Origin of the sequence: Brevibacterium sp., from assembly GCF_031179145.1 — a bacterium.
Classification (GTDB): domain Bacteria; phylum Actinomycetota; class Actinomycetes; order Actinomycetales; family Brevibacteriaceae; genus Brevibacterium.
The window spans coordinates 53,951-78,477 of record NZ_JAPSIB010000019.1; the positions used below are offsets into that span (position 1 = coordinate 53,951).

The 24,527-nt window shown below is 65.6% G+C and carries 20 protein-coding genes and 1 tRNA gene; 11 read left to right on the top strand and 10 right to left on the bottom strand.

Going from position 1 to position 24,527, the window contains the following annotated elements:
• Positions 1–70 precede the first annotated feature (70 nt).
• Together RIT73_RS13910 and RIT73_RS13915 are read left to right on the top strand one after the other, a co-directional pair.
• Entirely contained in the window at positions 71–739 is a 669-nt protein-coding gene (locus RIT73_RS13910; RefSeq protein WP_309132687.1) for a TetR/AcrR family transcriptional regulator, read from the top strand.
• Between the two features lie 78 nt (positions 740–817).
• Positions 818–1,864 carry a hypothetical protein gene (locus RIT73_RS13915; protein ID WP_309132688.1) on the top strand — a complete coding sequence of 349 codons (1,047 nt, stop codon included), beginning with the start codon at positions 818–820 and terminating at the stop codon, positions 1,862–1,864.
• A 9-nt stretch (positions 1,865–1,873) separates the two neighbouring features.
• Here the strand turns inward: RIT73_RS13915 and RIT73_RS13920 are convergent, their stop codons facing one another.
• Together RIT73_RS13920 and RIT73_RS13925 are read right to left on the bottom strand one after the other, a co-directional pair.
• Positions 1,874–2,983, bottom strand: a complete 1,110-nt coding sequence (locus tag RIT73_RS13920; RefSeq protein WP_309132689.1) for a C45 family peptidase — start codon at positions 2,981–2,983, stop codon at positions 1,874–1,876.
• A 99-nt stretch (positions 2,984–3,082) separates the two neighbouring features.
• Positions 3,083–4,141, bottom strand: coding sequence for an MBL fold metallo-hydrolase (locus RIT73_RS13925; RefSeq protein ID WP_309132690.1), 1,059 nt, complete (start codon positions 4,139–4,141; stop codon positions 3,083–3,085).
• Positions 4,142–4,471: 330 nt separating this feature from the next.
• On the opposite strand from RIT73_RS13925, the gene RIT73_RS13930 reads away from it, so the two are divergent.
• A complete protein-coding gene (locus RIT73_RS13930; protein WP_309132691.1) occupies positions 4,472–5,863 on the top strand; it encodes an APC family permease in 1,392 nt (463 codons plus the stop codon).
• A 472-nt stretch (positions 5,864–6,335) separates the two neighbouring features.
• On the opposite strand, the gene RIT73_RS13935 is transcribed toward RIT73_RS13930, so the two are convergent.
• Both RIT73_RS13935 and RIT73_RS13940 read right to left on the bottom strand, forming a co-directional pair.
• Positions 6,336–6,423, bottom strand: a tRNA-Ser gene (locus RIT73_RS13935).
• 159 nt (positions 6,424–6,582) lie between these two features.
• Positions 6,583–8,700, bottom strand: coding sequence for a hypothetical protein (locus RIT73_RS13940; protein WP_309132692.1), 2,118 nt, complete (start codon positions 8,698–8,700; stop codon positions 6,583–6,585).
• A gap of 188 nt (positions 8,701–8,888) precedes the next feature.
• Here RIT73_RS13940 and ilvA point away from each other — a divergent pair, with 188 nt between their 5' ends.
• From ilvA to RIT73_RS13965, 5 genes are read left to right on the top strand one after another with little or no spacing between them, the layout of a single operon-like run.
• Positions 8,889–10,175, top strand: a complete 1,287-nt coding sequence (ilvA, locus tag RIT73_RS13945; RefSeq protein WP_309132693.1) for a threonine ammonia-lyase IlvA — start codon at positions 8,889–8,891, stop codon at positions 10,173–10,175.
• A 52-nt stretch (positions 10,176–10,227) separates the two neighbouring features.
• A complete protein-coding gene (locus RIT73_RS13950; RefSeq protein WP_309132694.1) occupies positions 10,228–11,268 on the top strand; it encodes an NAD(P)H-quinone oxidoreductase in 1,041 nt (346 codons plus the stop codon).
• Positions 11,265–11,780 (top strand): proteasome activator, encoded by a 516-nt coding sequence (locus tag RIT73_RS13955; protein ID WP_309132695.1) that lies wholly within the window; start codon positions 11,265–11,267, stop codon positions 11,778–11,780. The genes RIT73_RS13950 and RIT73_RS13955 overlap by 4 nt, the downstream gene beginning before the upstream one ends.
• A gap of 9 nt (positions 11,781–11,789) precedes the next feature.
• On the top strand, positions 11,790–12,341 hold the full coding sequence (locus RIT73_RS13960) for a hypothetical protein (protein ID WP_309132696.1): 552 nt from the start codon (positions 11,790–11,792) through the stop codon (positions 12,339–12,341).
• Entirely contained in the window at positions 12,338–13,261 is a 924-nt protein-coding gene (locus RIT73_RS13965; RefSeq protein ID WP_309132697.1) for an HAD family hydrolase, read from the top strand. The genes RIT73_RS13960 and RIT73_RS13965 overlap by 4 nt, the downstream gene beginning before the upstream one ends.
• 10 nt (positions 13,262–13,271) lie before the next feature.
• On the opposite strand, the gene RIT73_RS13970 is transcribed toward RIT73_RS13965, so the two are convergent.
• Both RIT73_RS13970 and serS read right to left on the bottom strand, forming a co-directional pair.
• On the bottom strand, positions 13,272–14,123 hold the full coding sequence (locus tag RIT73_RS13970) for an HAD family hydrolase (protein WP_309132698.1): 852 nt from the start codon (positions 14,121–14,123) through the stop codon (positions 13,272–13,274).
• A gap of 40 nt (positions 14,124–14,163) precedes the next feature.
• Positions 14,164–15,450 (bottom strand): serine--tRNA ligase, encoded by a 1,287-nt coding sequence (gene serS, locus RIT73_RS13975; RefSeq protein ID WP_309132699.1) that lies wholly within the window; start codon positions 15,448–15,450, stop codon positions 14,164–14,166.
• Between the two features lie 103 nt (positions 15,451–15,553).
• Between serS and RIT73_RS13980 the strand changes: the two genes are divergently transcribed.
• From RIT73_RS13980 to RIT73_RS13990, 3 genes are all read left to right on the top strand, one after another.
• On the top strand, positions 15,554–16,669 hold the full coding sequence (locus RIT73_RS13980; protein ID WP_309132700.1) for a diacylglycerol kinase family lipid kinase: 1,116 nt from the start codon (positions 15,554–15,556) through the stop codon (positions 16,667–16,669).
• A 261-nt stretch (positions 16,670–16,930) separates the two neighbouring features.
• On the top strand, positions 16,931–18,508 hold the full coding sequence (locus RIT73_RS13985; RefSeq protein ID WP_309132701.1) for a hypothetical protein: 1,578 nt from the start codon (positions 16,931–16,933) through the stop codon (positions 18,506–18,508).
• 236 nt (positions 18,509–18,744) lie between these two features.
• Positions 18,745–20,136, top strand: coding sequence for a hypothetical protein (locus tag RIT73_RS13990; protein ID WP_309132702.1), 1,392 nt, complete (start codon positions 18,745–18,747; stop codon positions 20,134–20,136).
• 143 nt (positions 20,137–20,279) lie between these two features.
• Here RIT73_RS13990 and RIT73_RS13995 read toward each other — a convergent pair whose 3' ends face one another.
• The 4 genes from RIT73_RS13995 to dnaK all read right to left on the bottom strand — a co-directional run bounded on the left by RIT73_RS13995 (position 20,280) and on the right by dnaK (position 24,512).
• The gene (locus RIT73_RS13995; protein ID WP_309132703.1) at positions 20,280–20,714 is read right to left on the bottom strand and encodes a heat shock protein transcriptional repressor HspR; all 435 of its coding nucleotides are present in this window, start codon (positions 20,712–20,714) and stop codon (positions 20,280–20,282) included.
• A gap of 14 nt (positions 20,715–20,728) precedes the next feature.
• Positions 20,729–21,739, bottom strand: a complete 1,011-nt coding sequence (locus RIT73_RS14000; RefSeq protein ID WP_309132704.1) for a DnaJ C-terminal domain-containing protein — start codon at positions 21,737–21,739, stop codon at positions 20,729–20,731.
• Between the two features lie 254 nt (positions 21,740–21,993).
• A complete protein-coding gene (locus RIT73_RS14005) occupies positions 21,994–22,647 on the bottom strand; it encodes a nucleotide exchange factor GrpE (RefSeq protein ID WP_309132705.1) in 654 nt (217 codons plus the stop codon).
• Complete coding sequence (gene dnaK, locus RIT73_RS14010) at positions 22,647–24,512, bottom strand: molecular chaperone DnaK (protein ID WP_309132706.1); 1,866 nt, start codon at positions 24,510–24,512, stop codon at positions 22,647–22,649. Before dnaK ends, RIT73_RS14005 begins: the two co-directional genes overlap by 1 nt.
• Positions 24,513–24,527 lie beyond the last annotated feature (15 nt).

The window sequence follows — 24,527 nt, forward strand, 5'->3', positions numbered from 1 at the left end:
AGTTATGTATTCTCAGCCACGGCGGCGCTCAATGCAAATGGCTGCGGCTACACTTCTCACTGGAGCAACCATGAACCCAACCACCTCTGAGAATCTCAGCGCCCGGCGCCGGCAGACCCGCACGACCCTGGTCGAGGCGGGGATCTCCGTGTTCGCGGTCAAGGGCATCGACGGGGCCTCCATCGAGGAGATCTGCGAGGCGGCCGGTTACACCCGCGGCGCCTTCTATTCGAACTTCTCGAGCCGCGACGACCTGGTCCTCGCGACGATCGAACAGCGCACCTCGGAGACCCTCGACCGGCTCGATCGCACGATTCAGCGCTGGGGCGATCAGCTCGGCGCGGCGCAGTGCTCGGACATCGAGGCTCTGCTGACGACTTTCATCGACGACGCCTTCAGTGAGAAGCGGGAGACGGTCGCGGAGACGATCGCCGAGCACGAGATCGAGCTCTACTGCCTGCGCGTCCCGCACCTGCAGGCGCGGTTCGAGGAGCTCAACTCCTATCAGCTGGAGAGATTGGAATCCTTGGTCACGACGGCGCTCGACATCGTCGGCGCCACGACGAAGATCCCGCTGCCCGATCTGCTCCTTGTTCTCATCTCCGTCTATTCGCAGAACTCCCTCCAGGCCGCAGCCGGCAAGGCCCTCGACGAGGCAGTCGAACTCGACCCGCGGCCCACCGTCCAGATCCTCATGGCCCTCCTCGAGTTCCCCAACGGATCCTGCGCCCAGAACTGAGCCCGCAGCGCTCCGCTCACCTCGGCAACAGTCCACGATCCCACCGCTGCGCCCGCGACAGGCACTATGGTGGATGGGATGAGTGAACTTCAGCGCGAGTACGCAGCCTTCCTGTCCAACATGGACGTCCGCCTCGGCGCGTTCGTCCTGGCCGATCTCCCGGAGTCCTTCCAGCAGGAGGACGGGACACAGGCGCCGTTCCCCAAGGACCTCAGTCCGAAGTCGCTGCCGATGATCGAGCACTTCGTGCTCTCGAAGTTCTCCACCCCCGCCGAGGTGGTCGCCGAGGAGAACCGCCGCTTCGTCGAGGGACTCATCCGCTACCTCGGCGAGACCTATCTGCGCGCCGTGGGCGGCGCATGGGATCACGACGAGTCCACCGGCAACGGACTGCCCTTCATCCGACCTGACTCCGCGGAGGGTCCGCTGCGCGGTGAGCCGATCCCGCTGGTGGCCGTCGTGCTCACCGCCGTCGACCAGCGCACCGGCGGGATCTTCGGCGCCGTGCTCGACAAGGCGCTGGCCGGCTTCGGGGAGTCGCGGACTCCCGAGCGGGCATGCACCGGGCTCGCGCTCGGCCTTCTCAACGCGGAGAACTCGAGCAAGGAGGAAGTCGAGTTCCTCTCCCGCTTCATCGGCACGGTCGAGCCAGGCATCGCCGCCTGGACGAGGGACCAGGCCGACCCGACGGCATGGTCATTCGACCGGGACAGCCTGGTGCGCCTGGGCAAGCAGCTGTCAGTGCGCTACGACTCCCCCGCGGAGATGATGGTCGACGACGAGGTCTCCTACGTCGGCGGCGCCATGCGCTTCATCGGGGAGACCATCCGCAGGCACGGGGTCGGGCAGTGGCGCTACGGCTCGGGCGTCGAATCCGACGATCCGCGCCACAAGCAGCCCTTCATCCGGTTCGTCATCGGTGACCAGAACCTCGACATCGTCCCGTGGAAGCTGGCGCAGACGGCGCTCGAGGATGCCGCATCGATCGCCTCGGCGTTCGACACCATCCTCGAGATGCGCGCCGAGGAAGCTGCGGCGAAGGAGGGCGCCGCGCAGGCCGACGCCCCCACCGAAGAGGGCACGACCGATGACGAGACGGCCGAGGGGGCGAAAGACGGCAGCTGAGCGTCGGCGTCAGACGGTGAAGCGCTGACTGCGGCCCAGTCCGTCCGCAGGTGATCCCGGCGCCAGTTCGATCGTGCGATTCGCAGGATCGATCTGGACCGTGACCAGAGTCGCCGAGCGGTCCCCGTAGACCGCCCCCGGTTCGGGAGCGCAGCACACCGGGGGCTCTCCCGGCCCCGAGGTGAGGATCTGCAGAAGATCGGCCGTGGTCTCGGGGCCGCTGCGGTCGGCGATCTTCGCCTCGAGGTGGTCGTAGCGCGCTCTCGACGTCGCTCCCGGACGCAGCTCCAGCCCGCCCGGCTCCAGGTCGGGGTGGAGGAAGTGGTTCGTGTGGAGCAGGTAGCCCTCACCTCGGCGCTCTCGCTTCTGCGTGTTCGCGATCTCCACCTGCACCGCCTCGTCGGGGGTGATCACGGTGATGATCGACGACGAGGACGTCGGTGCCGAGTGGATGATCTCGAGGGCCTCGGCCAGCGTGCGCGCCCGGGAGAGCACCCGTTCGAGAACCGCGTGGATCGGCACTCCCCCGGGCTCGTCGCCCGTGTGCTTGAGGATGTTGAGCAGGACGCCGACGCCGGCTTCGTTGAGACCGACCTTCCCGGGCATCCCGTACTCCGCGAACCCGATGTGGCGCAGCTGGTCCGGCCTGTCGGCGGAGGGGCTCGGGACGCCGCCCACGTCATTGACGTGCCACAGCGTCGAGAAGTCAGCCACCCAGTCCCAGTTCTGCGCTGCCATCGAGGACCCCTGCCGGGTGTAGCTGACCGTGGAGCATTCCGTCGGCGCGATCGGCGCCATGGTCATGATCTCCGTGCGTGCGACGATCGTCATCACATCGATGATGGGGAGGTCGGCACCGGCGGCGACTGCCTCGATCTCTTCCGAGCCCTCGACGTCCCACGACCTCAGGGCGGCGAGACTCGCGGCGGCAGCGGTGGCCACGTCCGCCTCGGCGATCTGCAGGTGGGCGAAGTACTGCCGGTAGCCGGCCAGCGTTCGCGCGATTCCCTCGCGCAACTCCTGCCCGCGGCGCAGACCGCGCTCGCGCAGGTCAGAGGCGCGGACCGTGAAGGTCTCGGGCTCGATCTCGGCTGCGGGAACGAACTCTGCCGTCGTCATCGACTTCTCCTCTGGTCGTCTTCGCAGGGTCCGGGCGGTGCGAAGGGTGGGGTGTTGTGAAGGGTGGGGTGTTGCGAAGGGAGGGGTGCGCCTTCCACCTTAGCCCCGCGCGGCGAGCGCGCCGGTTCCGACCTCGAGGCCGAGGTAGTGCATGTGCGCGGCGGTCTCGGCCAGCGCCGCGAACAGGTTGAAGTGGTGGAGCTCGTCGAAGCCGCGGGACCAGTGCAGGCCCCGGGCGATCGAGTAGACGCTGCGATCGTCCGTCTCCTCCATCCGCGCCCTGATCTCGGCGAGTCGTTCGTGGTGATGGTCGATGAGTTCGCGGGTCCGGTCGTGGAGACCGCGGAAGCGGAACCCGTGCGCCGGCAGCACGGATGTCTCGGCGGAGAGTGCGCCGATCTTCTCAAGGGATCCCAGATAATCGCCGAGGCTGTGCGTGATCGCAGCGCTGTCGAGGCCGATGTTGGGGGTGATGGTCGGCAGCACATGGTCGCCGGAGAACAGCAGGTCATCGTCGGCGCGGACGAACACGGAATGGCCGTAGGTGTGGCCGGGGGTCCACAGTGCCGTGACCGTTCCGCCGTCGACCGGGAGGACGGAGCCGTCGTCGAGGACTAGCACGTTCTCGGGCAGCCGGTCCAACTGCAGGCTCGCGGGCGTTCTGCCCCTGCCCGCCTGGAGGCTCTGGACCTCGGCCCACCTCTCTTCTGGCACTCCGTAGGCACGGGCGATGTCAACGGCGGGATCGACCCCGGTTCCCATGTCGACGGCTTTCGAGTAGAACCGCTCGAAGGCCGTCAGGTCCTCGCCGTGCATCGCCACCCACATGTCCGGATTCACCCTCAGCAGCGCGGGAACGAGACCGATGTGGTCACGATGGTAGTGCGTGACCGCCACCCCGCTGATGTCGCTGACACCGAATCCCAAGGACTCCAACGCCGAGGTGAGCGCCCGGTACTGGTCCTCGCCGTCCCAGCCCGCGTCGATGAGCACGACACCCGCGCCGTCGGCGATCGCATAGGAGTAGGTGTAGACGAGTGGGTTGTCCGGTATCGGCACCGGAATCGCCCAGACCCCGTCCCCCACCGCCTCGACCGCGGGCAGAACCCGGTCCCTCCAGGCCTCCGACTGCCTCGAACTCAGCGCTTCGATCGCCATTGAGCATCCACCTTCCCTGTCTGCCGGTCGTCTCCTCGTCAACCTACTCGAAATCGACTTGTTACTGAAGGGTCGTTCTGGAAAGGGAGACCACCGCGCGCGCCGCCACCTCGGCGAGGGATGAGCAGAACTGCGTTTTCAGTATTTGGATTCACCGATTTCGTCGTTTATGACAGACTTTTGGTCATTTTCTTATCTCAACACGCGATCTGAATTTCGTTTTCAGCACAAATGAATTAGCGTCTACCGAGCAGATCACACTCTGCACCTGACGTCAGCGTCGGAACGGTCCGACGCGGCTCACGACAAGACTCATTGGGGAGGATTGATATGGCTGGTTCAGGCACGCTGAAGCGTAACCTCGGACTGTGGTCCATCGTCGGACTCGGGCTCGGTTACATGACACCGACCGTCGTCTTCGACACATTCGGGATCGTTTCGGACGAAACGAACGGAGCGGTGCCCGCCGCGTACCTGGCAGCACTGATGGTCATGATCTTCACGGCGTTCAGCTACGGGAAGATGGTCCAAGTCTTCCCGACGGCAGGATCCGCCTACACGTACACTCGCGAGACGATGACTCCCGGGCTCGGCTTCCTGGTCGGGTGGACATCGCTCATGGACTACCTTCTGCTGCCGATGGTCAACTGCCTGATCATCCGCCTGTACATGGAATCGATGGTTCCGAACGCGCCGACATGGATCTGGGTCGTCGCCTACACGGTGATCATGACCGGAATCGTGCTCACCTCGATGCGGGGAACGGCGAACCTCAACGGCATTCTGCTCATATTCGCCCTGATCATGGTCACCATGTTCTGCGTCCTGGCCTTCTTCCAGCTGCAGGCCGGAGAGGGCGCCGGTCTCATCGTCAGCGCCGAGCCATTCGTCCACGAGGGCGTGCACATGTCCGCTGTGCTCACCGGTGCGACTGTCGTCTGCTTCTCGTTCATCGGCTTCGATGCGGTGACGATGTACACCAACGAGGCGAAGTCGGTGTCCACGATGCCGAAGGCCATCATGATCACCGTCCTCGCCGGAGGCGCAATCTTCCTCGTCGCCTCCTACTTCGCGCAGCTGCTGTTCCCGGACAACTCGCAGTTCACGATCGTCGACGATCCCCTGCCGGAGATCGGCGAGATCACCGGTGGTCCGATCTTCGCGCTGTTCTTCCTCGCCGCGGCGTTCGCTGCCACGGTCGCCTCCGGCCTCGCCTCGCACGCCTCGGTGTCGCGGATGCTGCTGGTCATGGGCCGCAACGGAGTGCTGCCGCGCAAGGCATTCGGCTACATCAACCCGAAGACCCACACCCCGGTGTTCAACATCGTGCTCGTGGGAGCGGTGTGCCTGTTCGCGATGACATTCAGCCTCGAGTTCATCTCGGCGCTGATCAACTTCGGTGCGCTCATCGCATTCACGTTCGTCAACCTCACCGTGATCGCCCACTACGCGTTCCGAACCAAGCAGGTCGTCGACGTCAAGTCCGCGTTCAACTACGTGGTGATGCCCGGACTCGGCGCGATCCTCACCGGCATCCTGTGGTCGAGCCTGCACGGCACCGCTCTCACGAGCGGACTGATCTGGCTGGCCGCCGGCGTCATCTACCTGGCGGTGCTGACCCGCGGCTTCAAGCGCACGGTCCGCAGCTTCGACGACCCCGAGGCGGACGCCACGATGTCCGAGCCTCAGGTCGAGGAGCGGGAAGAGAAGGAAACCGTGTGACGGTGGGTTGAGTCAGGGCCGGTCGCGGTTGTCGCCGGCCCCACTTGACCGCTGACGCCGGCGGCGCCGCGGCGTCGCTGGTGCCGGCAACGTCGCTGGCGGCGCCGCTCGATCGCTGGCGCTGCCGCTGCGGGAGGCGGTCGCCGGCGGCAACGTCGCTCGCTCCAACGAGAACAGCTCTGCTCGACCAGTTCGACCGGTCGAGCAGAGCTGTTCTGGTTTCCAGCTCCGTAGAAGTAGTTGAAATCGCGCACGATGGAGGCTTCTGCTCGCTTCTCAAGGAGTTTTCGATCAGAAGCCGGTACAGTGCGCGTTTTCAACAACATTCTCGTCGACTGCCGAAGTTGCGCAGACACCAAAGGGGCCAGGGAGGCGGGGGTTAGGGGGCAGCGGCAAAGAAAATGTGCCGCGACATCGAGTGAACGATGTCGCGACACATTCCCCTGCAAGCGGGAGATACCCCCACAAAACGCGGAAGCGGTGGGATTCGAACCCACGGTACGGGGTTACCGCACAATGGTTTTCAAGACCATCTCTTTCGGCCGCTCAGACACGCTTCCATGGTTCGAGATGAACCCGGCCTGCTCAGCCGCGAGGCTGAGCCACAACAGTTTCTCACAGTCCGTTCGCGTTCCGCTAATCGCGAGCGAGCGCGAACCACGGGCGAGCCAGACCCCCACAAGTTGCCCACTGAACCTCTAGAAGCCCCGCTCGGGAGGTCAGGAATCCTCCGAATCCCTGCCCTGCTTCTGGGCCCCGGAGGACTTCTCCTCGTGCTTCAGGTCGTTCGTGCGACGGCCGTTCGAGTCCGCATCCTTCGGTGTGGCACCGCGCGCCGCAAACGACGCGGGCACCCGTGAGACCACAGGTTCTTCCTCGTCATCGAATTCGGCGTCATCGGCGTCGAGTGCCGCATTGCCGTCATCGTTCTTCTCGCCGGCGTCGTCCTTCTTCGACTCCTCGGGAGCGCCAGCATCGCCTGCGCCAGAACCGGCACTTGAACCAGCGCCAGTATCGGCAGCGGACTCCGGCCCCAGGGTGAGGCCCTCCGGTGCGACGACCTCGTCGCCGTCCTCGGCATCGGGCACCGTCAGCTCGACCTCGGTGGGTTCGTCACTGGCTCGTGCCGGCTTGCCCTTGAGCACCAGGGCCAGGGTGGCCAGGGGGACGGAGAGCCAATTCGGCCGGTTGCGGAGTTCGGTGACGACCTCAACGAGCAGCCGGTCGATGAGCGCGGCTCGCAGCACCGGGTCGCCCAAGCCGATGGACTCTCCGCGCGCCCGGGAGTACCCGCTGAGCAGAGAGTTCTGCACCTGGGAGGCCCAGAGGAACTCGGGCGAATCGTAGATGGCGCGCAGTGCGTCCGAACTGCTGCCGAAGCCGTTGACGACGAGCCCGCCGTCCTCGGAATCGAGGGCACCGGTCCGCTGCAGCCGTGCGAACCCGGCCGCGTAGTCGACGCTGCGCAGCAGGGCGACCAGGTCCAGTGCCGGCGGCTTCGGGTCGGAGTTCGCGGAATCGCTGAACTTCACCACTGTGTAGCCGTCCGTCGGCGAGCTGACCACATGGTCGAGCGTCAGTTCGCCGTGGATCTTCTGCAGACTGCCGATCGTCTCCAGGGCCAGCAGCTTCGCCCGGTGCTTGCGCAGTTCAGGCACCAGGGAGTCCAGGGCCAGAGGTGCCCGGCCCAAGGCCCAGTCGACGCGCTCGGTCCATTTCTGCACGAGCTGCTTCGTCGGCTCCCCCGTGCCCTCGACGATGCCGAACTCCGCGGCGAGGTCGGCGTGCAGCTCACCGATCCTCCGGCCCATCTCCGCCGCCTGCGCGTTGTATCCGCCGATCGACCCGGAGTCGACGTTGCAGACGATGTCGACGGCCTCCCGCCACGCGGGTTCGGCCTCGACGTCAACGTGGGACAGCAGCGCCATCGGCGCCTCCATCTCCGTGACCTCGAACATGTCGTACCAGCGGCCCGAACTCCACCCGACCACTTCGGGAACGCTGCGCGAGCCCGCCTCGGTCAGCAGCACCGGAATGGTCAGTGAGGACGGCATCCCGTTCTCGAGCACGCGGAAGAAGCTGAGCTCCATCGGCTCGTACTCGTCATGGATGACCACGGTCGACTTGTTGGCGCTCGACTCCGTGACCTCGATCGGCCGCACCACCACGGTCGCGGGGGCCGACGACCCGGGGGCCGGCGTGGCCAGCGCCTCCTTCGACGGCTTCGGGGGAACCACCTCGGTGACGGTGTCGAAAGGGGCGGAGAGATCCGCAGGGTCGACGATCTCCGTCGCACCCGGATAGGGGGCGTCTCCGGCAGGAATCGGACCGGCAGGAATCGGACCGGGCGGAACCTGGCCGGACGGAACCTGGCCGGCGGACACCTGACCGGAGGAAGTCCGCCGTGCGGCACTGTCCTCGTCGTGGCGCAGCGATTCGGTGCTCAGCTGCCCGCCGGCGAAGACCTTGCGCTTGACGATGGCATCGGCCATGAGGTTGACGAACACGGGGTCCGCGGGTCCGTCGTAGACGTAGACCGGGCCGCGGGCCAAGTCGTCGACCTGGCCGATGAGGGCATGCCGGAGATGGAGGTCCTCGCTGCCCCTCAGCGAGAGGGGGATGTTGAGGCGGCGCAGGGTGGGCCCGTCGCCCACGGAGATCACGGTCACCAGGCCGACGAATCCGCCGAGCTCCTCGGCCGGGTAGGTGAAGGCGCGCGCCACCGACATCGGGGTGATGTCGGGGTCAGTCCCGAAATCTGCAGCGAGCTTGGGGAACCACGGCTGCCGAGGTATCCAGCTGGCTAACAGTTGTTCGAGCTCACTGCTGATGGCCATGTCGCCTCCTTGAAGGGAATACGGGCATCTTCCATCAAATCACGGTTGCGTCCTCACGCTCATGCTGACGCACCGACAGTCGTGTCTTGACCCCATCGGTCCCGTCTCTTGACCGCATCAGTCCCATCGCTTGTCCTCATTCCGAAACGAATTGCCAAATGGCAAGACAGGAGGCGCACAATAGAGAGGTGTTGAAACAAGACGTGTCACCCCAGCAGCAAACGCTCGCCCTCGAGGTCGAAGCGGCCGCGCGGCGAATTGCCGACTCCGTGATCATGTCGCCCCTGCACATTTCGGAGCGGCTCTCAGCCGCCACCGGCGCATGCGTCTACCTCAAGCGCGAGGACCAGCAGCTGGTCCGGTCGTACAAGATTCGCGGCGCCTTCAACTTCATGCTCCAGCTCGACGCGGACGAACGGGCCCGCGGCGTCGTCTGCGCCTCGGCGGGCAATCATGCCCAGGGCTTCGCGCGCGCGTGCAAGGAACTGGACATTCAGGGCACGATCTTCGTCCCCAAGACGACGCCGAGGCAGAAGATCGATCGTGTCCGCCACTTCGGTGGGGACCGGGTGACTATCGAGATCGCCGGCTCCACCTACGATGACGCCTCCGCCCTGGCGCACCGGTTCGCCGAACTCAATGGCGCTCTCCTCATCTCCGCGTTCGACGATCTGCGCACGATCGCCGGCCAGGGCACCGTGGGCGTGGAGATCGCCGCGCAGCTCGACGTCGACCCCGATTACATCATCGTCCCCGTCGGCGGAGGCGGAATCCTCTCCGGGGTCGCCGCCTACGCCGCCGAGCACCTGCCTCACACCAAGGTCATCGGCGCCGAGCCCGCCGGAGCCGCCTCGATGATCGCCGCACTCAAGGCGGGCCGGCCGATCACCCTGGAGAACATCGATCGCTTTGCCGACGGCACCGCGGTCAAACGCGCCGGCGCGATCACCTACCGGATCGTGTCGGAACTCGGCGTCGACGTCCGCCCGGTCGATGAGGGCGCCGTGGCCACGGAGATGCTCGACATGTACCAGACCGACGGCATCATCGCCGAACCGTCGGGGGCGCTGGCCTCGGCGGCCATCGGCGCGCAGGGATCGGGCAAGCCGATCACCGTCGAACCCGGATCGACCGTCGTGTGCCTCGTCTCGGGCGGCAACAACGACATCTCCCGCTACCCGGAGATCCTTGAGCGCTCACTCGTCCACGAGGGCCTCAAGCACTACTTCATCGTCGACTTCCCGCAGGAGCCGGGTGCCCTGCGCCGGTTCCTCAACGAGATCCTCGGACCCGAGGACGACATCGCGCTGTTCGAGTACGTCAAACGCTCCGACCGGGAGACCGGACCCGCGTTCGTCGGAATCCAGCTCGGCTCCGCCGAGGACCTGCCGAACCTGCTCGAGCGCATGGACGCCTCCCCGATCGAGATCGAACGCGTGCACAAGAACTCGCCCCTGTTCCGGCTCTTCGCCTGATCCGGGATCTGCCCCGGTTCGCGAAGTCAGTGCCTCCGATTAGAGTGGACACATGCGAGCAATCACGATTTCGGCACCCGGCGGCCCCGAGGTTCTCGAGGTCACCGAGGAGCCTCAGCCAGGCATAGCTCCCGACGAAGTGCTGGTCGCAGTTCATGCGGCCGGCATCAATCGCGCCGATCTGCTGCAGCGGCAGGGGTTCTACAATCCCCCACCCGGAGCCACGACGATCCCCGGTCTCGAAGTCTCGGGCACCATCGCCGAGGTGGGACCGGAGGTCACAGGATGGAAGGTTGGCGACCGCGTCGCTGCTCTGCTCACCGGCGGCGGATACGCCGAGGCGGTTCCCGTTCCCGCAGGCCAGCTCCTTCCCGTTCCCGAAAGTCTGAGCCTGACCGAAGCCGCCGCCCTGCCCGAGGTGCTCGCCACTGTGCACTCGAACATCGTCGGGCGCGCCGGAATCCAGGCAGGCGAGTGGCTCCTCGTCCACGGCGGCGCCTCGGGGATCGGGACGGCCGCGATCCAGGTGGCCAGGCATCTCGGCGTCCACGTCGTCGTCACCGTCGGCTCCGAGCGAAAGGCGCAGTTCTGCCGCGACCTCGGGGCCGACGCCGTCATCAACTATCGAGAAGAGGACTTCGTCTCCCGGATCCATGAGATCTGCACGCATGGGGACGGCACGACCGGTGCCGACGTCATCCTCGACATCATCGGGGCCAAGTACCTCGAGCGCAACATCAAGGCCCTGGCCACCGACGGACGCCTGGTGATCATCGGGCTCCAGGGAGGGACGAAGGCGGAGATCAACCTCGGCGACCTGTTGCAGCCCAGGAAGACCGTCACTGCCACGACCCTGCGCGCCCGTCCCAAGGAACAGAAAGCCCAGATCGTCGCCGAGGTGGTTGAGCAGCTCTGGCCGGCCGTGACTGCAGGCGACATCCGGCCGATCATCCACGAGACCCTGCCGCTGGCCGAGGCCGGTCGCGGACAGGCGGCGCTGGAAGAGGGAGCGAGCATCGGAAAGGTGCTGCTCATCGTCGACGAGGAATCCCAGACGACCGAAGCCGGACAGGAAGAAGACACTCGATCATGACAACCGATCCCCACGCAGCTCACTCCATCGGCGACGAGGCAACGCACGCGCGGCAGGATGACCCCGGCGAGGAGTCGCGGGAGCTCGACATCTCCTCCCCCGCGAAAGTCATGCGCATCGGCACGATGGTCAAGCAGCTGCTGGAGGAGGTCAGGACCACCGACCTCGACGAGAAGGGCCGCGAACGTCTCGCCCAGATCCACCGCCGGTCGATCGAGGAGCTCGAGGACGGTCTGTCGAAAGACCTCATCGATGAACTCGAACGGCTCGACCTTCCCTTCGACAGCGAGGACGGTCCGCCCACCTCCTCAGAACTGCGCGTCGCCCAGGCACAGCTCGTCGGTTGGCTGGAAGGGCTGTTCCATGGGATCCAGACGGCCATCATGGCTCAGCAGGCGATGGCGAGGCAGTCAATGGGTCAGCTTCCTCCCGGAGTCGTCCCGCCCGGCGCCGCCCGGCACCCTCAGCCCGAGTCCGACCGCGAAGACCGCGGCCACGGCAACTACCTGTGACTCCAGCCGATGAAGCTCTTCTCCGGACTGAAGAAACTCGGTCGGGCCGACCACAGCCCTGATCGGCAGTTCGGCACCGGTCTGTGGCGTCAGCACCACGATCGCTTCCTGCGTGCGGTCGATCGCTATTACACGACGGCGGTCGCCATCTCCGAGGCCGAGGACGCCAACGCCGCAGTCACCTCGGCGAGCACCGCTGACGACGCCACGGAACCCCCGGGCGCCCCGACGAGCGAGCTCATCGCGGCCGGCACACACCGGCTCAACGAGCTCGTGCCCGTCGTCGATGACATCACCCGCTGGATGCACACCCACTGTCCGGTCGCGGGGCAAGTCGTACCGGCACACGTTCGGCAGCGGGTCGGAGACGCCCCGGAGCTGATGGCCCGGGCTTCGGCCAAGGTCGCCGAGGCGGTTCTCGCCGCGTCGATGGCCAGAACCGAGCTGCGCGCTGGACGACCGGCGGCCTCGAGCGCGCAGGCGTGTGAGCGATTCATTGCCGATGCCGCCGAACTGCTCGCTCGCGCTCGGAGCAGCCTGCCCGCAGAGGACGTCCAATGACCGCCGGCCGTCCTCGAGCAGACGTCACCGGCGCAGGAACGGGTCGAGCCGCAGCAGCAGGGCCTGTCATCTCCGTGCCTCCGGGCTTCGATCTGGGGCTCGTCGCCAGCGACATCGACGGAACCCTCCTGCTCGACTGGCAGCCGATCTCTCACACCACGATCGACGCGATCCACCGCTGCCGGACCTCGGACATCCCATTCGTGCTCGTCACCGGGCGGCCGATCCGTTGGCTGGCTCCCATCGCCGAGCAGATCCCGGACCTCGGGCTGGTCGTGTGCCTCAATGGAGCGGTCATCTACGACATCGCCACCTCCAGCGCGGTCAAGGCCCACACGATCGCCCATTCCGACATCGAGGAGATCGTCTCAGCGATCTCCTCCTCACAGCCCGAGGCCCGCTTCGCCTTCGAGACCCTGTCGGGACTGCTCATCGACCCCGGCTTCCCCACCCGGCTGCCCCAGGATGCCGACATCGTCGAGGACCTGTCCCAGCTGCGCGAACGCGACGTCGTCAAAATCCTGGTCAGCATCGGGACCGATGACTCGCAGGCCCTCCACGATCTGCTCGGTCCGGTGCTCACCCATTCCTGTCACGCCACGTTCTCCGATCCCGTCAACGGGCTCGTCGAGCTGGCAGCGGCGGGGATCACCAAGGCGAAGACATTGGAACGCCTGTGCGAGCACCTGGGCGTGGATCGGCGTCGGGTGTTGGCATTCGGAGACATGCCCAACGACATCGAGATGCTCACCTGGGCCGGACACGGAGTCGCGGTGGGCAACGCTCTTGACGCAGTGAAGGAGTCAGCGGATGCCGTCGCCGAGGCGGTTGAGGCGGAGGGCGTCGCCCGCTACCTCGGCGCGGTGCTCGACTCTCTCGAAATCGGCACCGAGTCGGGCAACGCCGACTCATCACACTGACGCCGTCCGTCTACAGACCGCGGGTGTTGGTCTCCCCGGTAGCGTCGAGCAGGCTCCTGCCCAGGTCGAATCGGTCGACCAGCTCGAGAGCGAGTCCGTCTTCGTCGACCGTCTTCGCCACCACGGTGGCGAGTTCCTTGAGCTCTTCCTTCGCCTGGCCCATCACGATCGCGTATTCGGCCCAGTCGAGCATCTCTTTGTCATTGAGCCCGTCACCAGCCGCGACGCTGAGTTCGTGGTCGATGCCGAGTTCGGCCTCGACGAGCTGGAGCGCACTGGCCTTGGACACACCGTCGGGAGCGATGTCGAGCCAGTTGCTCCACCCGATGGAGTAGCTGACCTCATGGAGCCCGAGCCGGTCGACGGCCTGCGCGAATTCCTCGGCACTGCCGTTGACCTCGCGCATCACGATGCGGGTCGCGCGCTTCACCAGAAGCTCTTCGAAGCTGACGATGTCGAGGGTGTCCGAGGCGGCAAGCTCACCGGGAGGGAACTCACCCGAGGCCCAGCGGTGCAGGTCGGGGTCCTCGACGAGGAACAGCGCCGCGGGCAGGGCTGCGTGCATCCGCAGCAGGGCGTCCTTGGGATCGAAGGACACGACATGGTGCATCTCCCAGCCGTTCTCCAGTTCCGGGTCCAGACGGACGACGACGGAGCCGTTGGAGCACACGACGAAACCGGTGGTCAGGCCGAGGGCGTGGACCACTTCGAGGGCACCGGGCAGGGCCCGGCCGGTGGAGACGACAAGGTGATGCCCGGCCGCGCCCAGCTCGGTCAAGACTCGATGAGTCGCTGCTGTCAGCGTGCCATCGTAGTTGACGATGGTTCCATCGACGTCGAGAGCGATGAGATGCGGGGGCAATATTCCTCCTTGCAACAGGCAGTGGCGGTGGGCGAACGACTCAGCGCTCGAAGCGCGGACCTTCCGGTCCCTGAGCCACCATGCCACCGAGGTAGGGGCGCAGTGCCGCGGGGACCGTGACGGAGCCGTCGGCCTGCTGGTGGTTCTCGAGAATCGGCACCAGCCAGCGCGTGTTCGCCATCGTTCCGTTGAGGGTGGCCACGGGGCGGGTGGCCCCGCTGTGACGTTCCCGGATCTGCAGCCGCCGGGCCTGGAAAGTGGTGCAGTTCGACGTCGACGTCAGTTCCCGGTAGGTGCCCTGCGTCGGCACCCAGGCCTCACAGTCGTACTTGCGGGCGGCCGAGTCCCCGAGGTCCCCGGCTGCGGTGTCGATGACCCGGTAGGGCAGTTCGCACAGCTGCAGCATCTTCTCCTGCAGTGCGAGCATCCGGTCGTGTTCGGCTTCGGCCTGCTCGACCTGGACGTAGGAGAACATCTCCACCTTCTGGAACTGGTGGACGCGGATGATTCCGCGGGTGTCCTTGCCGTACGAGCCGGCCTCGCGGCGGTAGCACGAGGAGATGCCGGCATAGCGCAGCGGTCCGTCCTCGAGGTCGATGATCTCGTCCATGTGGTATCCGGCCAACGGAACCTCCGAGGTTCCCACGAGGAACAGATCGTCGGCTTCGAGACGATAGACCTCATCGGCGTGTTCGCCGAGGAAGCCGGTGCCGCGCATGACCTCGGGCTTGACGAGAGTGGGCGTGATCGTGGGGCAGAACCCGGCGTCCTCCGCGACGTCGCGGGCCAGGTTGAGCAAAGCCATCTCCAGCTTGGCGCCGAAACCGGTCAGGTAGTGGAAGCGTGCGCCGGAGACCTTGGTCCCGCGCTGGGTGTCGATGGCCCGCAGCTTCTCACCGATCTCCAGATGGTCGAGCGGTTCGAACCCGTCGATGCTGAAGTCGCGGGGTTCGCCGACGGTCTTGAGCGTGGCGAAGTTCTCCTCGCCTCCGGCGGGAATCCCGTCGATGATGAGGTTGGGCAGCTTCGCCGCCAGCGCTTCGAATGCGAACGTCGCCTCGTCGGACTCGGCCTGCAGAGCCTTGACCCGGGCGGACTTCTCCTTGCCCTGAGCGATCAGCGCGGGCTTGTCCTCTTTCGCGGCCGTGGCGATCTGAGAGGAGAAGGACTTCTGCTCGGCACGGGCGTCTTCGAACGCGGTGATGGCAGCACGGCGTGCGGAGTCAGCGGCGAGGATCTCGTCGACGAGGCCGACGGGCAGACCGCGGGCCTCCTGCGATGCCTTGAACAGGTCCGGGTTTTCTCTGAGTAGCACTAGATCGATCACTCTCTCAGCTTAACGGTCCGGGCACCGATTGTGATATTCCCGGCCTCACCGTGAGCCCAGGTGGTCCACCATCGGCACCAGCGCGGCAGAGTAAGTTGGGATCATGAACTTCGAGTTGGACACCGTGGGCTGGCTGATCGTCATCGTCGGTCTCGCTCTGGCGCTCCTGGTCGCCTTCTTCATCGGTGCCCGGGTGGGTGCCCGCCGCACGCTGCGTCACCACCGCGAGATCGTCTTGGCGGCGGACACCCCCGACCCCGAGGTGAACCCGGCTCATCGCTATCGGGCCGCGCTGATCATCAACCCCACGAAGACCGATGCCAGGAGGCTGGCCTCCACCGCCGAGGCGATCTGTCGGTACGAAGGCTGGGCCCCTCCGCTGGTGCTGGAGACCACTCTCGCGGATCCGGGTGGGAAGGCGGCAACCGCTGCCCTCGACGAAGGCGTCGATGTCGTCATCGCCGCCGGCGGCGACGGGACGGTGCGTGCGGTGGCCGGAGCGTTGGCCGGGACCTCGACGCCGATGGGAATCGTCCCGCTGGGCACCGGAAACCTGCTGGCCCGCAACGTCGATCTCGTGCTCGACAAGACGGAGTGGGCGCTGCGCATCGCTCTGTGGGGCAGGAACCGGGCCATCGACGTCGGCCGGGCCTGGATCGCCGAGGATGGCGAGGCGCAGGTCTTCACCGTGATGACCGGCCTCGGCTTCGATGCCGCAGTGATGGCCGACACCAGCAACGAGCTCAAGGCCAAGCTGGGCTGGCTGGCCTACATCGAAGCGGGATCCCGGAAGCTCGTCGGCAAGCCCAGCCAGGTGAAGATCACCTTCGACGACGACTACCGGGTCTCCGCCCGCGTGCGCTCCGTCCTCGGCGGCAACTGCGGGAAGCTGCAGGGCGGCATCCAGCTTCTCCCGGAAGCAGTCATCGACGATGGTCAGCTCGATGTTCTCATCGTCAGCCCCAAGAACCTCGGCCAATGGGTGGGAGTCGTCGCATCGGTGATCGGCGGCAGAGCGGCGAGAGGGCTGCACACGGAGAGCCGCAAATGCCAGAAGGTCGTCATCGAATCCCATGAAGAAGTCGACGTGCAGCTCGACGGGGATCCGGTGGGCCGCTCCTCCTACCTGGCGATGGAGGTCCAGCCCTTGGCACTGTCGGTCCGCGTGCCGACCACTGAGCAACGCAAGCAGATCCGCGCCGCTGCCTGGGCAGTCTGAGCAGTTCGCCTCCTGCGGGGTCCGGACAGAAGCCACGGCTGGGGCAGGGCGACGGCTGGGACAGTCCGGACCAACGCCAAGTCACAGCAACGTCTCGATGGCGGCAACCGGTTTACCAAAGCGTTACCGCCTTCTCCGTGAACTAAACGTTCTTAATGACTACCGGTGTGTTGCCCACCCTAGGATTGCCTGCATCCGAGCCCATGGCAATGCGCATGACAGACAGCGCCACGGGCTCCCGCGAAGATGGAAGGCACCCCGATGAAGAAGCTGCTTCTCGCCCCCGCAATCGCCCTCGCACTCTCCGGTCTGGTCGCGTCGCCCGTCGCCGCTGCGGAACCCTCTGCTGCGACCGACACCGCCTCCTCTGCAGCCCGCTCAGCATCCGAAGAGCCCACTGCGGATACGACCCCGACCGAAGAGGCTGAGGCTCCGACCCAGAAGCCACCGGCGGAACCCAAGCAAGAACCGGCTGCAGAGTCGCCGGAGAAGAAAACGGCCGAGCAGCCTGAGAAGAAGGCTCCTGAGCAGCCGACCAAGAAGGCGGCCGAGCAGCCGAAGAAGGCTGCGGCTCCCAAAGTCACGAAGCCTGCGCCGACGCCCAATGAGCCTGCAGCTGCCGGCGATGACGCCGACCAGAGCAAGGACGACACAGGCAAATCCGAAGAGGGCGCTGACGAGGAGAAGCCGGAGCCGATCAAGGCCGATCTCGACGTCGCAGAATCAACGATCACCGCCGAGGAGTTCGCTGAGGAGGGCGTCACGGTGTCCGTCACCGGCCTGAAGAAGGGCGATGTCGTCAAGGACTCCACCTCCGGCACAGCCGTCACCGTGTCTGCTGACGGAAAGCACACGGAGACCGTCCGGTATCAGGATGACCCCGACAGCCTCGAAGCCGGACCGCAGAGGATCACGGTCACCGTCAGCAGAGACGGCGTCCCGAGCGAAACCCTTTCGGACTCGATCACGATCCAAGCCATGGCACTCGACGCCTCCCTGACAGTGATCCCGGAGGAGATCACCACTGCGGATCTGGCGAATCAAGACAAAGGATTCCAGATCACCGTCGATGGGCTCCGGGCCGGCGACAGGGTTCAGGATTCGCTGACGGGCGATGACCCAGAATCCGTCGACGGCAACTCCTTCTCCAAGCGCATCTACTGGAGGGGAGACGCTGCCCAGCTCACCCCGGGACCGCTCGACTTCACCGTGACCGTGGTCCGGGGCGAAGGAGAGGACAAGCAGGAGCAGGAGCTCAAGGGCACGATCACCGTCATCGATCCGAAGGACGACGACAAGAACGATGACGGAAAAGTCGACGGCAAAGATGACGACAAGGGCGACGACAAGAAGGACGACGCTCCGGCTGAAGCTCCCGCCGATGCGACCCTGTCCGTGACCCCGAAGAAGATCGAGGCCGCCGACTTCGCCGATTCGGACAAGGGCGTCACCCTGTCGGTCGACGACTGCGAACCCGGTTCGACCGTGCATTTCGAGGTGACCCCGAAGGGCATCAATGTCACCGCCTACGAAAGCACACGGACTGCCGATGACGAAGGCGGAGCGAGCGTCTCGGTGTTCGGCACCAGCGACAACGCCTCCGCCTATGTCGGCGCGTACACCGTCAAGGCCACCTGCGGGGACGACGCCATGGACGGCGCGTTCACAGTGGTCGCCGGTGCAGCGGGCGGCGACGACTCCGGAAACAGTGGAGATCTTCCCCGCACCGGTGCCGATCTCGGCGCACTCAGCGCGGGCGCGATGCTGCTCCTCATCGGCGGAGCTGCCGTCGCACTGACCGGCCGCAAGAAGGGCGGACAGTCCTCGACGAAGATCTGATCGCCCGCTGAACCCAGAGAAGGACGATTCCCTGAACCACTGTGGCCCCGACGAATGTCGGGGCCACAGTTGCGTGCAGTTGTCCCCTGCCCGAGCTTCGGCCACTACACCCGTTTGGGAAGATCCTTCTCTGGATCAGGTGACCACAATGTACACAAATATTACGGTCGTCGTCCTTTAAATTAGCGTGGAGGGCGGAAGGCTTCACCACATGCTCAAACCTGAATAGGAACCGTATGAAGAAACTCGCCCTCGCCCCGGCCGTCGCCCTTGCGATCACCGGAATTGCCGCTGCCCCTGTATTCGCTGCCCCCAGCGCGAAACGCCACTCTCAGGAAGCCTCCGTGCCGGAGTCAGCGACGTCGCCGACTCCCCAGGACGGACAGGTCGAGGAGGCCGCGGCAGAGTTCAGCATTTCCCCGACAACCATTTCGCTGGCCGACTACGGTGATCCGGACAAGGGCGTCACATACACCGGCACGGGTCTGGAACCCGGCTCGACTTACACCATCGTCGACACCCCGAGCTCCGGGCAGGCGGTCGAATCGTATGAAGAGACGGTCGAGGTCGACGAAACCGGTGGCTTCGCCGTCACAATCTACGGATCTGACAATGATGTCTTCCTCGGCACCTACCACGGTGAGATTCTGGATGCGGAAGGAACCGTGGTGGCTGAAACCGACTACGAAGTCACCGCGGGTGGCGAAGAGCCTCCGGCCGAAGAACCTCCAGTCGAAGAGCCTCCGACCGAAGACCCAGCGATCGCTGCAGAGGCTTCTACCCTGACCGTGAGCGAGTTCAAGGCCAACGGCCTCGACTTCTCCGGCGAGAACTTCACGCCAGGAGAGGAAGTCACCGTCCACGCCGGCGAAGCAGATTCGGACGTCCTCTTCTTCGAAAAGACATTCACGGCCGACGAGGCAGGAGAGATCTCCGGCACGCTCACGGTTGATGGTGAGATCACAGCTGGAAAGTACAGTTTTGTCGCTCGCAGCGGTGCCGATCAGACCGCCACGGACCCCGTCTACTTCACCCTCACTGAGGACAAGTCGGAAGAACCGACCGAGGAACCGCCTGCAGCTGAGGCCTCGCTCGCCGTCTCCCCCGAGACCATCTCCCCCGCCGACTTCGTCAAGGCGGACAAGGGCGTCACCCTCGCGGTTGAGAACTGCGAACCAGGCTCCGACGTGAACTTCGTGGTCAACCCGAAGGGAGCGACGAACGTCACCGCCTACGAGAACACAGTGCAGGCAGACGATGAGGGCACGGCCTCGGTCAACGTCTACGGCACGAGCGCTTCCGACCCTTCCGCCTACGTCGGCGACTACGAAGTCACCGTCAGCTGCGGCGACGACGAGATGACCGGCGAATTCTCGGTCAGCGATGACGCCAACGCCGGCGGATCCGACGGCAATGACGACGGAGCCGGCGAAGACGACAACGGTGCCGGCGGAGATGACAACGGTGCCGGCGGAGATGACAACGGTGCCGGCGGCAGCGAGCTGCCCCGCACCGGTGCCGAACTCACAGGACTGGCCGCTGGCGTCGCGCTCCTCCTCGTCGGTGGGGCCGCTGTGACGATGACCGTACGTCGCAAGAAGGTCGCTCAGTCTCCTGCGGAGTTCTGAGCAGCCTGAATCACGTCGGCTGAGTATGGGATCAGCAGCAGCACTCTGCCCCTCGGCTCGACCACGAGAATGGGCCATGAACTCCGCGGAGTTCATAGCCCATTCTCAGTGAACCGGAGCGGACGGACCCCGGCGCGACGGGTTTACCGGTAGTACTGGTTGTACAGCACCAGGGCACCGGCGTCCGGCTTCATCCGCGGGCGCCGACCGCGTGAGATCGACACGATGTCCCCTCCGGCCCCAGCTGCGAAGACGCGGGCTTCCCGCTCCTGCGCCGACATCCGGGCTCGCAGCTCTGCCTCAAGCTCCTGGTTGCGGCTCTTGAGGGCATCGACCTGGTTCTGCAGTTCCATGATCTTCTTGATGCCGACCAGATTGACGCCTTCGTCCTGGGAGAGCTGCTGGATCATCCGCAGCTTCGCGATGTCCTTGCCGGAGTATCGCCTGCCCCTGCCGGGGGTCCGCTCAGGGGTGACGAGACCCAATCGGTCGTATTGGCGCAGGGTCTGCGGATGCATCCCCGCCAACTCCGCCGCCACCGAGATGACATACACCGCGGCATTCGAAGAGATCTGCACTGTGCTTCACCGCCTCAGCTGGCTTTCGCCTTCTCGAGCAGTCCCGCACGGGGGTCCTCGTTCTTCGTCGCCTCTTTGAACGACTCGACGGCCGCCTCGGCGTCCTTCGACAGGTTCTGCGGAACCACGATCTGCACGGTCACCAGGAGATCCCCGGTGCCCTTCTTCGTCTTCACACCCTTACCGCGCACGCGCAGCGTCCGGCCAGAGGGTGTTCCGGCAGGGATCTTCACCGTGACCGGCATTCCGCCCAGGGTCGGCACCTTCACCTCGGCGCCCAGGGCCGCCTCGTCGAAGCTGACCGGCAGGTCGATCCGCAGGTTGTCACCGTCACGAGTGAATACCGGATGCGGTTTGACGTGCACGGTGAGGATGACGTCGCCGTTCTCACCGCCGTTCGGGCTGGACTTGCCCTTGCCGGCCAGGCGAATCTTCTGCCCGTCCTTGACCCCGATCGGAGTGCGCACGGTCAGCGGCTTCCCGCCCGGCATGTTCAGCTTCACAGACGCCCCGTGCACCGCCTCACCGAACGACAGTGTGGTGCTCGACTTGATGTCGCCGCCCTTGACCGGAGGCGAGTAGCTGTCATAACCGCCCCCGTAGCCCCCGCCATAGGGACTGCCGCCGAAGCCTCCGAGCAGGTCAGCCAGATCAGGCGGGACGTCGGTGCTCGTCCGCGTGCGGGTCCGCGCGCGACCGCCGCCGAAGAGGTCCGAGAACACGTCCTCGAACCCACCTGCGCCGCCCGGTCCGCCGCTGCCGGCGGTGAACCGTGGGCCCTTGCCCATCGCGCGCACCTGGTCGTACTGCTCCCGCGACTCCTTGTCGGAGAGCACCTGGTGGGCCTGCCCGATCTCTTTGAACTTGGCCTCCGCCGAGGCATCGCCCGGATTGGCGTCCGGGTGGTATCTGCGCGCAAGTTTGCGGTAGGCCTTCTTGATCTCGGCCTCGGAAGCATCCTTGGAGACGCCGAGGGTTTTGTAGAAGTCCTTCTCGAACCAATCATTCTGAGGTCCGGTATTCACCTGGCACCTCCTTTCTTCCACGTTCTGCTCGATGTGCCGCTGCCTGCGACCTGGTCATGCTGTTCGTTCACTGTATTCAATTGTCTCCTCACAATCCGCACTCCCAAGATGAGATCGCCGGATCGTCTCCGACATCGGAAGGTCCACCCCCGGTATCGGAAGACCCGTGACGAGATCTTCGGAATCCGGACCGCCGCCGAGGCGGCACTGCACTCACAGAGTGAGCGCAGTCCCGCCTCGGCGAGGTCATCGGTTCAGTCCTCCGGCTGCTGCACGCCGACGCGGGCCGCACGGATGATGCGCTCACCCAGACGGTAGCCCGGCTGCATCACCATGAAGACGGTCGGTGATTCGACATCGTCCGAGGGCTGCTGCATGAGCGCCTCATGCAGAGCCGGATCGAACTCGTCGCCGACCTCACCGTACTGCTCGACGCCGATCTTCTTCAGGGACTCGAGCAGCTTGGTCACGTGGGCCTCATAGGGTCCGCTGACGTCGCCGTGCTCCTGCGCCAGCCGCACCTCGTCGAGAACCGGGATCAGGGCCTCGACGACCTTGATCGTGCCACCGGCTGCGGCCCGTTCGCGTTCACGATCGGCTCGCATCCGGTATGCGGCGTACTCGGCGTTGATCCGCTTGAGATCGGCCAGATACCCGGCGGCCTCGGAACCCGGTTCAGGTTCGGACCCGGGAGCGGGTTCGCCCGCCGCCGGCTCGGTGTCGTCGAGGCTCGACGCGTCGGCAGGGATCTCGACGCCGAGGTCGCTGGCATCCGCCACCGCCTCCTCGGCGTCGGGAGTCTGCTCGGCCTCGGGCCGGAGCTCACCGGTCTCCGGATCGATCCGGCGCTTGTCGTTGAAGGTGAAGCCTGGCTCCTCGGACGACGGATCGTTGCCCTCGGTGGTCATTACTTCTTCTCCTCATCCTCATCAACTACCTCGGCGTCGACGACGTCGTCATCGGCTCCCGTACCGGCGTCCGCATCCGCACCTGCTGCTGCGTCAGCGGCGCCTTCCGGAGCCTGCTGGCTGTAGATGGCTTCGCCGATCTTCTGCTGGTTGGCCACGAGCTTGTCGTAGGCCGACTTCACAGCATCGTCGTCTTCGCCCTTGAGAGCTTCCTTGAGCGCGTCGACGTCCGAGGTGATCTCGGTCTTGACGTCCTCAGGCAGCTTGTCCTCGTTGTCGGTGATCAGCTTCTCGGTCTGGTAGGCGAGGTTCTCCGCGTTGTTGCGGACTTCGGCGGCCTCACGGCGCTTCTTGTCCTCTTCCGCGTGCTCCTCGGCCTCACGGACCATGCGCTCGATGTCCTCCTTCGGCAGCGCGGAACCGCCGGTGATGGTCATCGACTGCTCCTTGCCGGTGCCCTTGTCGGTGGCCGACACGTGGACGATGCCGTTGGCGTCGATGTCGAAGGCGACCTCGATCTGCGGCACGCCACGCGGAGCCGGAGCGATTCCGGTCAGCTCGAAGGTGCCCAGGTTCTTGTTGTCCCGAGTGAACTCGCGCTCACCCTGGAAGACCTGGATCGACACGGAGGGCTGGTTGTCCTCAGCGGTGGTGAAGGTCTCCGAACGCTTGGTCGGGATCGGGGTGTTGCGCTCGATCAGCTTCGTCATCACGCCGCCCTTGGTCTCCAGACCCAGGGACAGCGGAGTGACGTCGATGAGGAGAACGTCCTTGCGTTCACCCATGAGCACACCCGCCTGCACGGCAGCGCCGATCGCCACGACTTCATCGGGGTTGACGCCCTTGTTGGGTTCCTGGCCGCCGGTGAGCTCCGTGACGACCTCGCTCACGGCGGGCATACGGGTCGAACCGCCGACGAGGATGACGTGGTCGATGTCCTTGACGGACACGCCGGCGTCCTTCATCACAGCGTGGAACGGAGCCTTGGTCCGCTCGAGCAGGTCCTTCGTCAGGTCCTCGAACTTCGCCCGGGTCAGGGTCTCGTCGAGGTGGATCGGTCCGTTCTCGCTCATCGACAGGTACTGCAGCGAGATGTTGGTGCTGGTCGCCGAGGACAGTTCCTTCTTGGCCTGCTCAGCCGCTTCCTTCAGGCGCTGGAGGGCGGTCGAATCCTTGGTCAGGTCGACGCCGTAGTTGTTCTTGACCTGCTCGACCAGCCAGTCGACGATCCGCTGATCCCAGTCATCGCCGCCGAGGCGGTTGTCACCGGAGGTGGCACGCACCTGGATGGTGGAGAAATCGTCGTCGTCCTTGCCCACTTCGAGCAGCGAGACGTCGAAGGTGCCGCCGCCGAGGTCGAAGACCAGGATGAGCTCGTCTTCCTTGCCGCGCTCGAGGCCGTAGGCCAGAGCTGCCGCGGTCGGCTCGTTGATGATGCGCAGGACGTTCATGCCGGCGATCTCACCGGCATCCTTGGTGGCCTGGCGCTCCGCGTCGTTGAAGTAGGCGGGAACCGTGATCACCGCGTCGGTGACCTTCTCCTGGAGGTATTCCTCAGCGTCGTGCTTGAGCTTCTGGAGGATGCGGGCCGAAACCTCGGGGGCGCTCAGCGTCTTGCCGCCGATCTCGGTGGTCCAGTCGGTGCCCATGTGGCGCTTGACGGAAGCGACGGTGTTCTTGACGTTGGTGACGGCCTGGCGCTTGGCGATCTCGCCGACCAGGGAGTCGCCGTTCTTGTTGACTGCGACCACGGACGGGGTGGTGCGACCGCCTTCGGCGTTCGCGATGACCTTGGGGTCGCCGCCCTCGAGGACTGCGACGACGGAGTTCGTGGTTCCGAGGTCGATTCCAACAGCACGTGCCATATCGTTGTCTCCTTC

What these genes read in the sequence shown, in the direction of transcription:
- RIT73_RS13980 (WP_309132700.1), top strand. Translation starts at nt 15,554, where the DNA reads ATGAACTTCGAGTTGGACACCGTGGGCTGGCTGATCGTCATCGTCGGT.
- RIT73_RS13915 (WP_309132688.1), top strand. Translation starts at nt 818, where the DNA reads ATGAGTGAACTTCAGCGCGAGTACGCAGCCTTCCTGTCCAACATGGAC.
- RIT73_RS13990 (WP_309132702.1), top strand. Translation starts at nt 18,745, where the DNA reads ATGAAGAAACTCGCCCTCGCCCCGGCCGTCGCCCTTGCGATCACCGGA.
- RIT73_RS13920 (WP_309132689.1), bottom strand. Translation starts at nt 2,983, where the DNA reads ATGACGACGGCAGAGTTCGTTCCCGCAGCCGAGATCGAGCCCGAGACC.
- RIT73_RS13960 (WP_309132696.1), top strand. Translation starts at nt 11,790, where the DNA reads ATGAAGCTCTTCTCCGGACTGAAGAAACTCGGTCGGGCCGACCACAGC.
- RIT73_RS13930 (WP_309132691.1), top strand. Translation starts at nt 4,472, where the DNA reads ATGGCTGGTTCAGGCACGCTGAAGCGTAACCTCGGACTGTGGTCCATC.
- RIT73_RS14005 (WP_309132705.1), bottom strand. Translation starts at nt 22,647, where the DNA reads ATGACCACCGAGGGCAACGATCCGTCGTCCGAGGAGCCAGGCTTCACC.
- RIT73_RS13965 (WP_309132697.1), top strand. Translation starts at nt 12,338, where the DNA reads ATGACCGCCGGCCGTCCTCGAGCAGACGTCACCGGCGCAGGAACGGGT.
- RIT73_RS13925 (WP_309132690.1), bottom strand. Translation starts at nt 4,141, where the DNA reads ATGGCGATCGAAGCGCTGAGTTCGAGGCAGTCGGAGGCCTGGAGGGAC.
- dnaK (WP_309132706.1), bottom strand. Translation starts at nt 24,512, where the DNA reads ATGGCACGTGCTGTTGGAATCGACCTCGGAACCACGAACTCCGTCGTC.
- RIT73_RS13955 (WP_309132695.1), top strand. Translation starts at nt 11,265, where the DNA reads ATGACAACCGATCCCCACGCAGCTCACTCCATCGGCGACGAGGCAACG.
- RIT73_RS13940 (WP_309132692.1), bottom strand. Translation starts at nt 8,700, where the DNA reads ATGGCCATCAGCAGTGAGCTCGAACAACTGTTAGCCAGCTGGATACCT.
- RIT73_RS13985 (WP_309132701.1), top strand. Translation starts at nt 16,931, where the DNA reads ATGAAGAAGCTGCTTCTCGCCCCCGCAATCGCCCTCGCACTCTCCGGT.
- RIT73_RS13910 (WP_309132687.1), top strand. Translation starts at nt 71, where the DNA reads ATGAACCCAACCACCTCTGAGAATCTCAGCGCCCGGCGCCGGCAGACC.
- RIT73_RS13950 (WP_309132694.1), top strand. Translation starts at nt 10,228, where the DNA reads ATGCGAGCAATCACGATTTCGGCACCCGGCGGCCCCGAGGTTCTCGAG.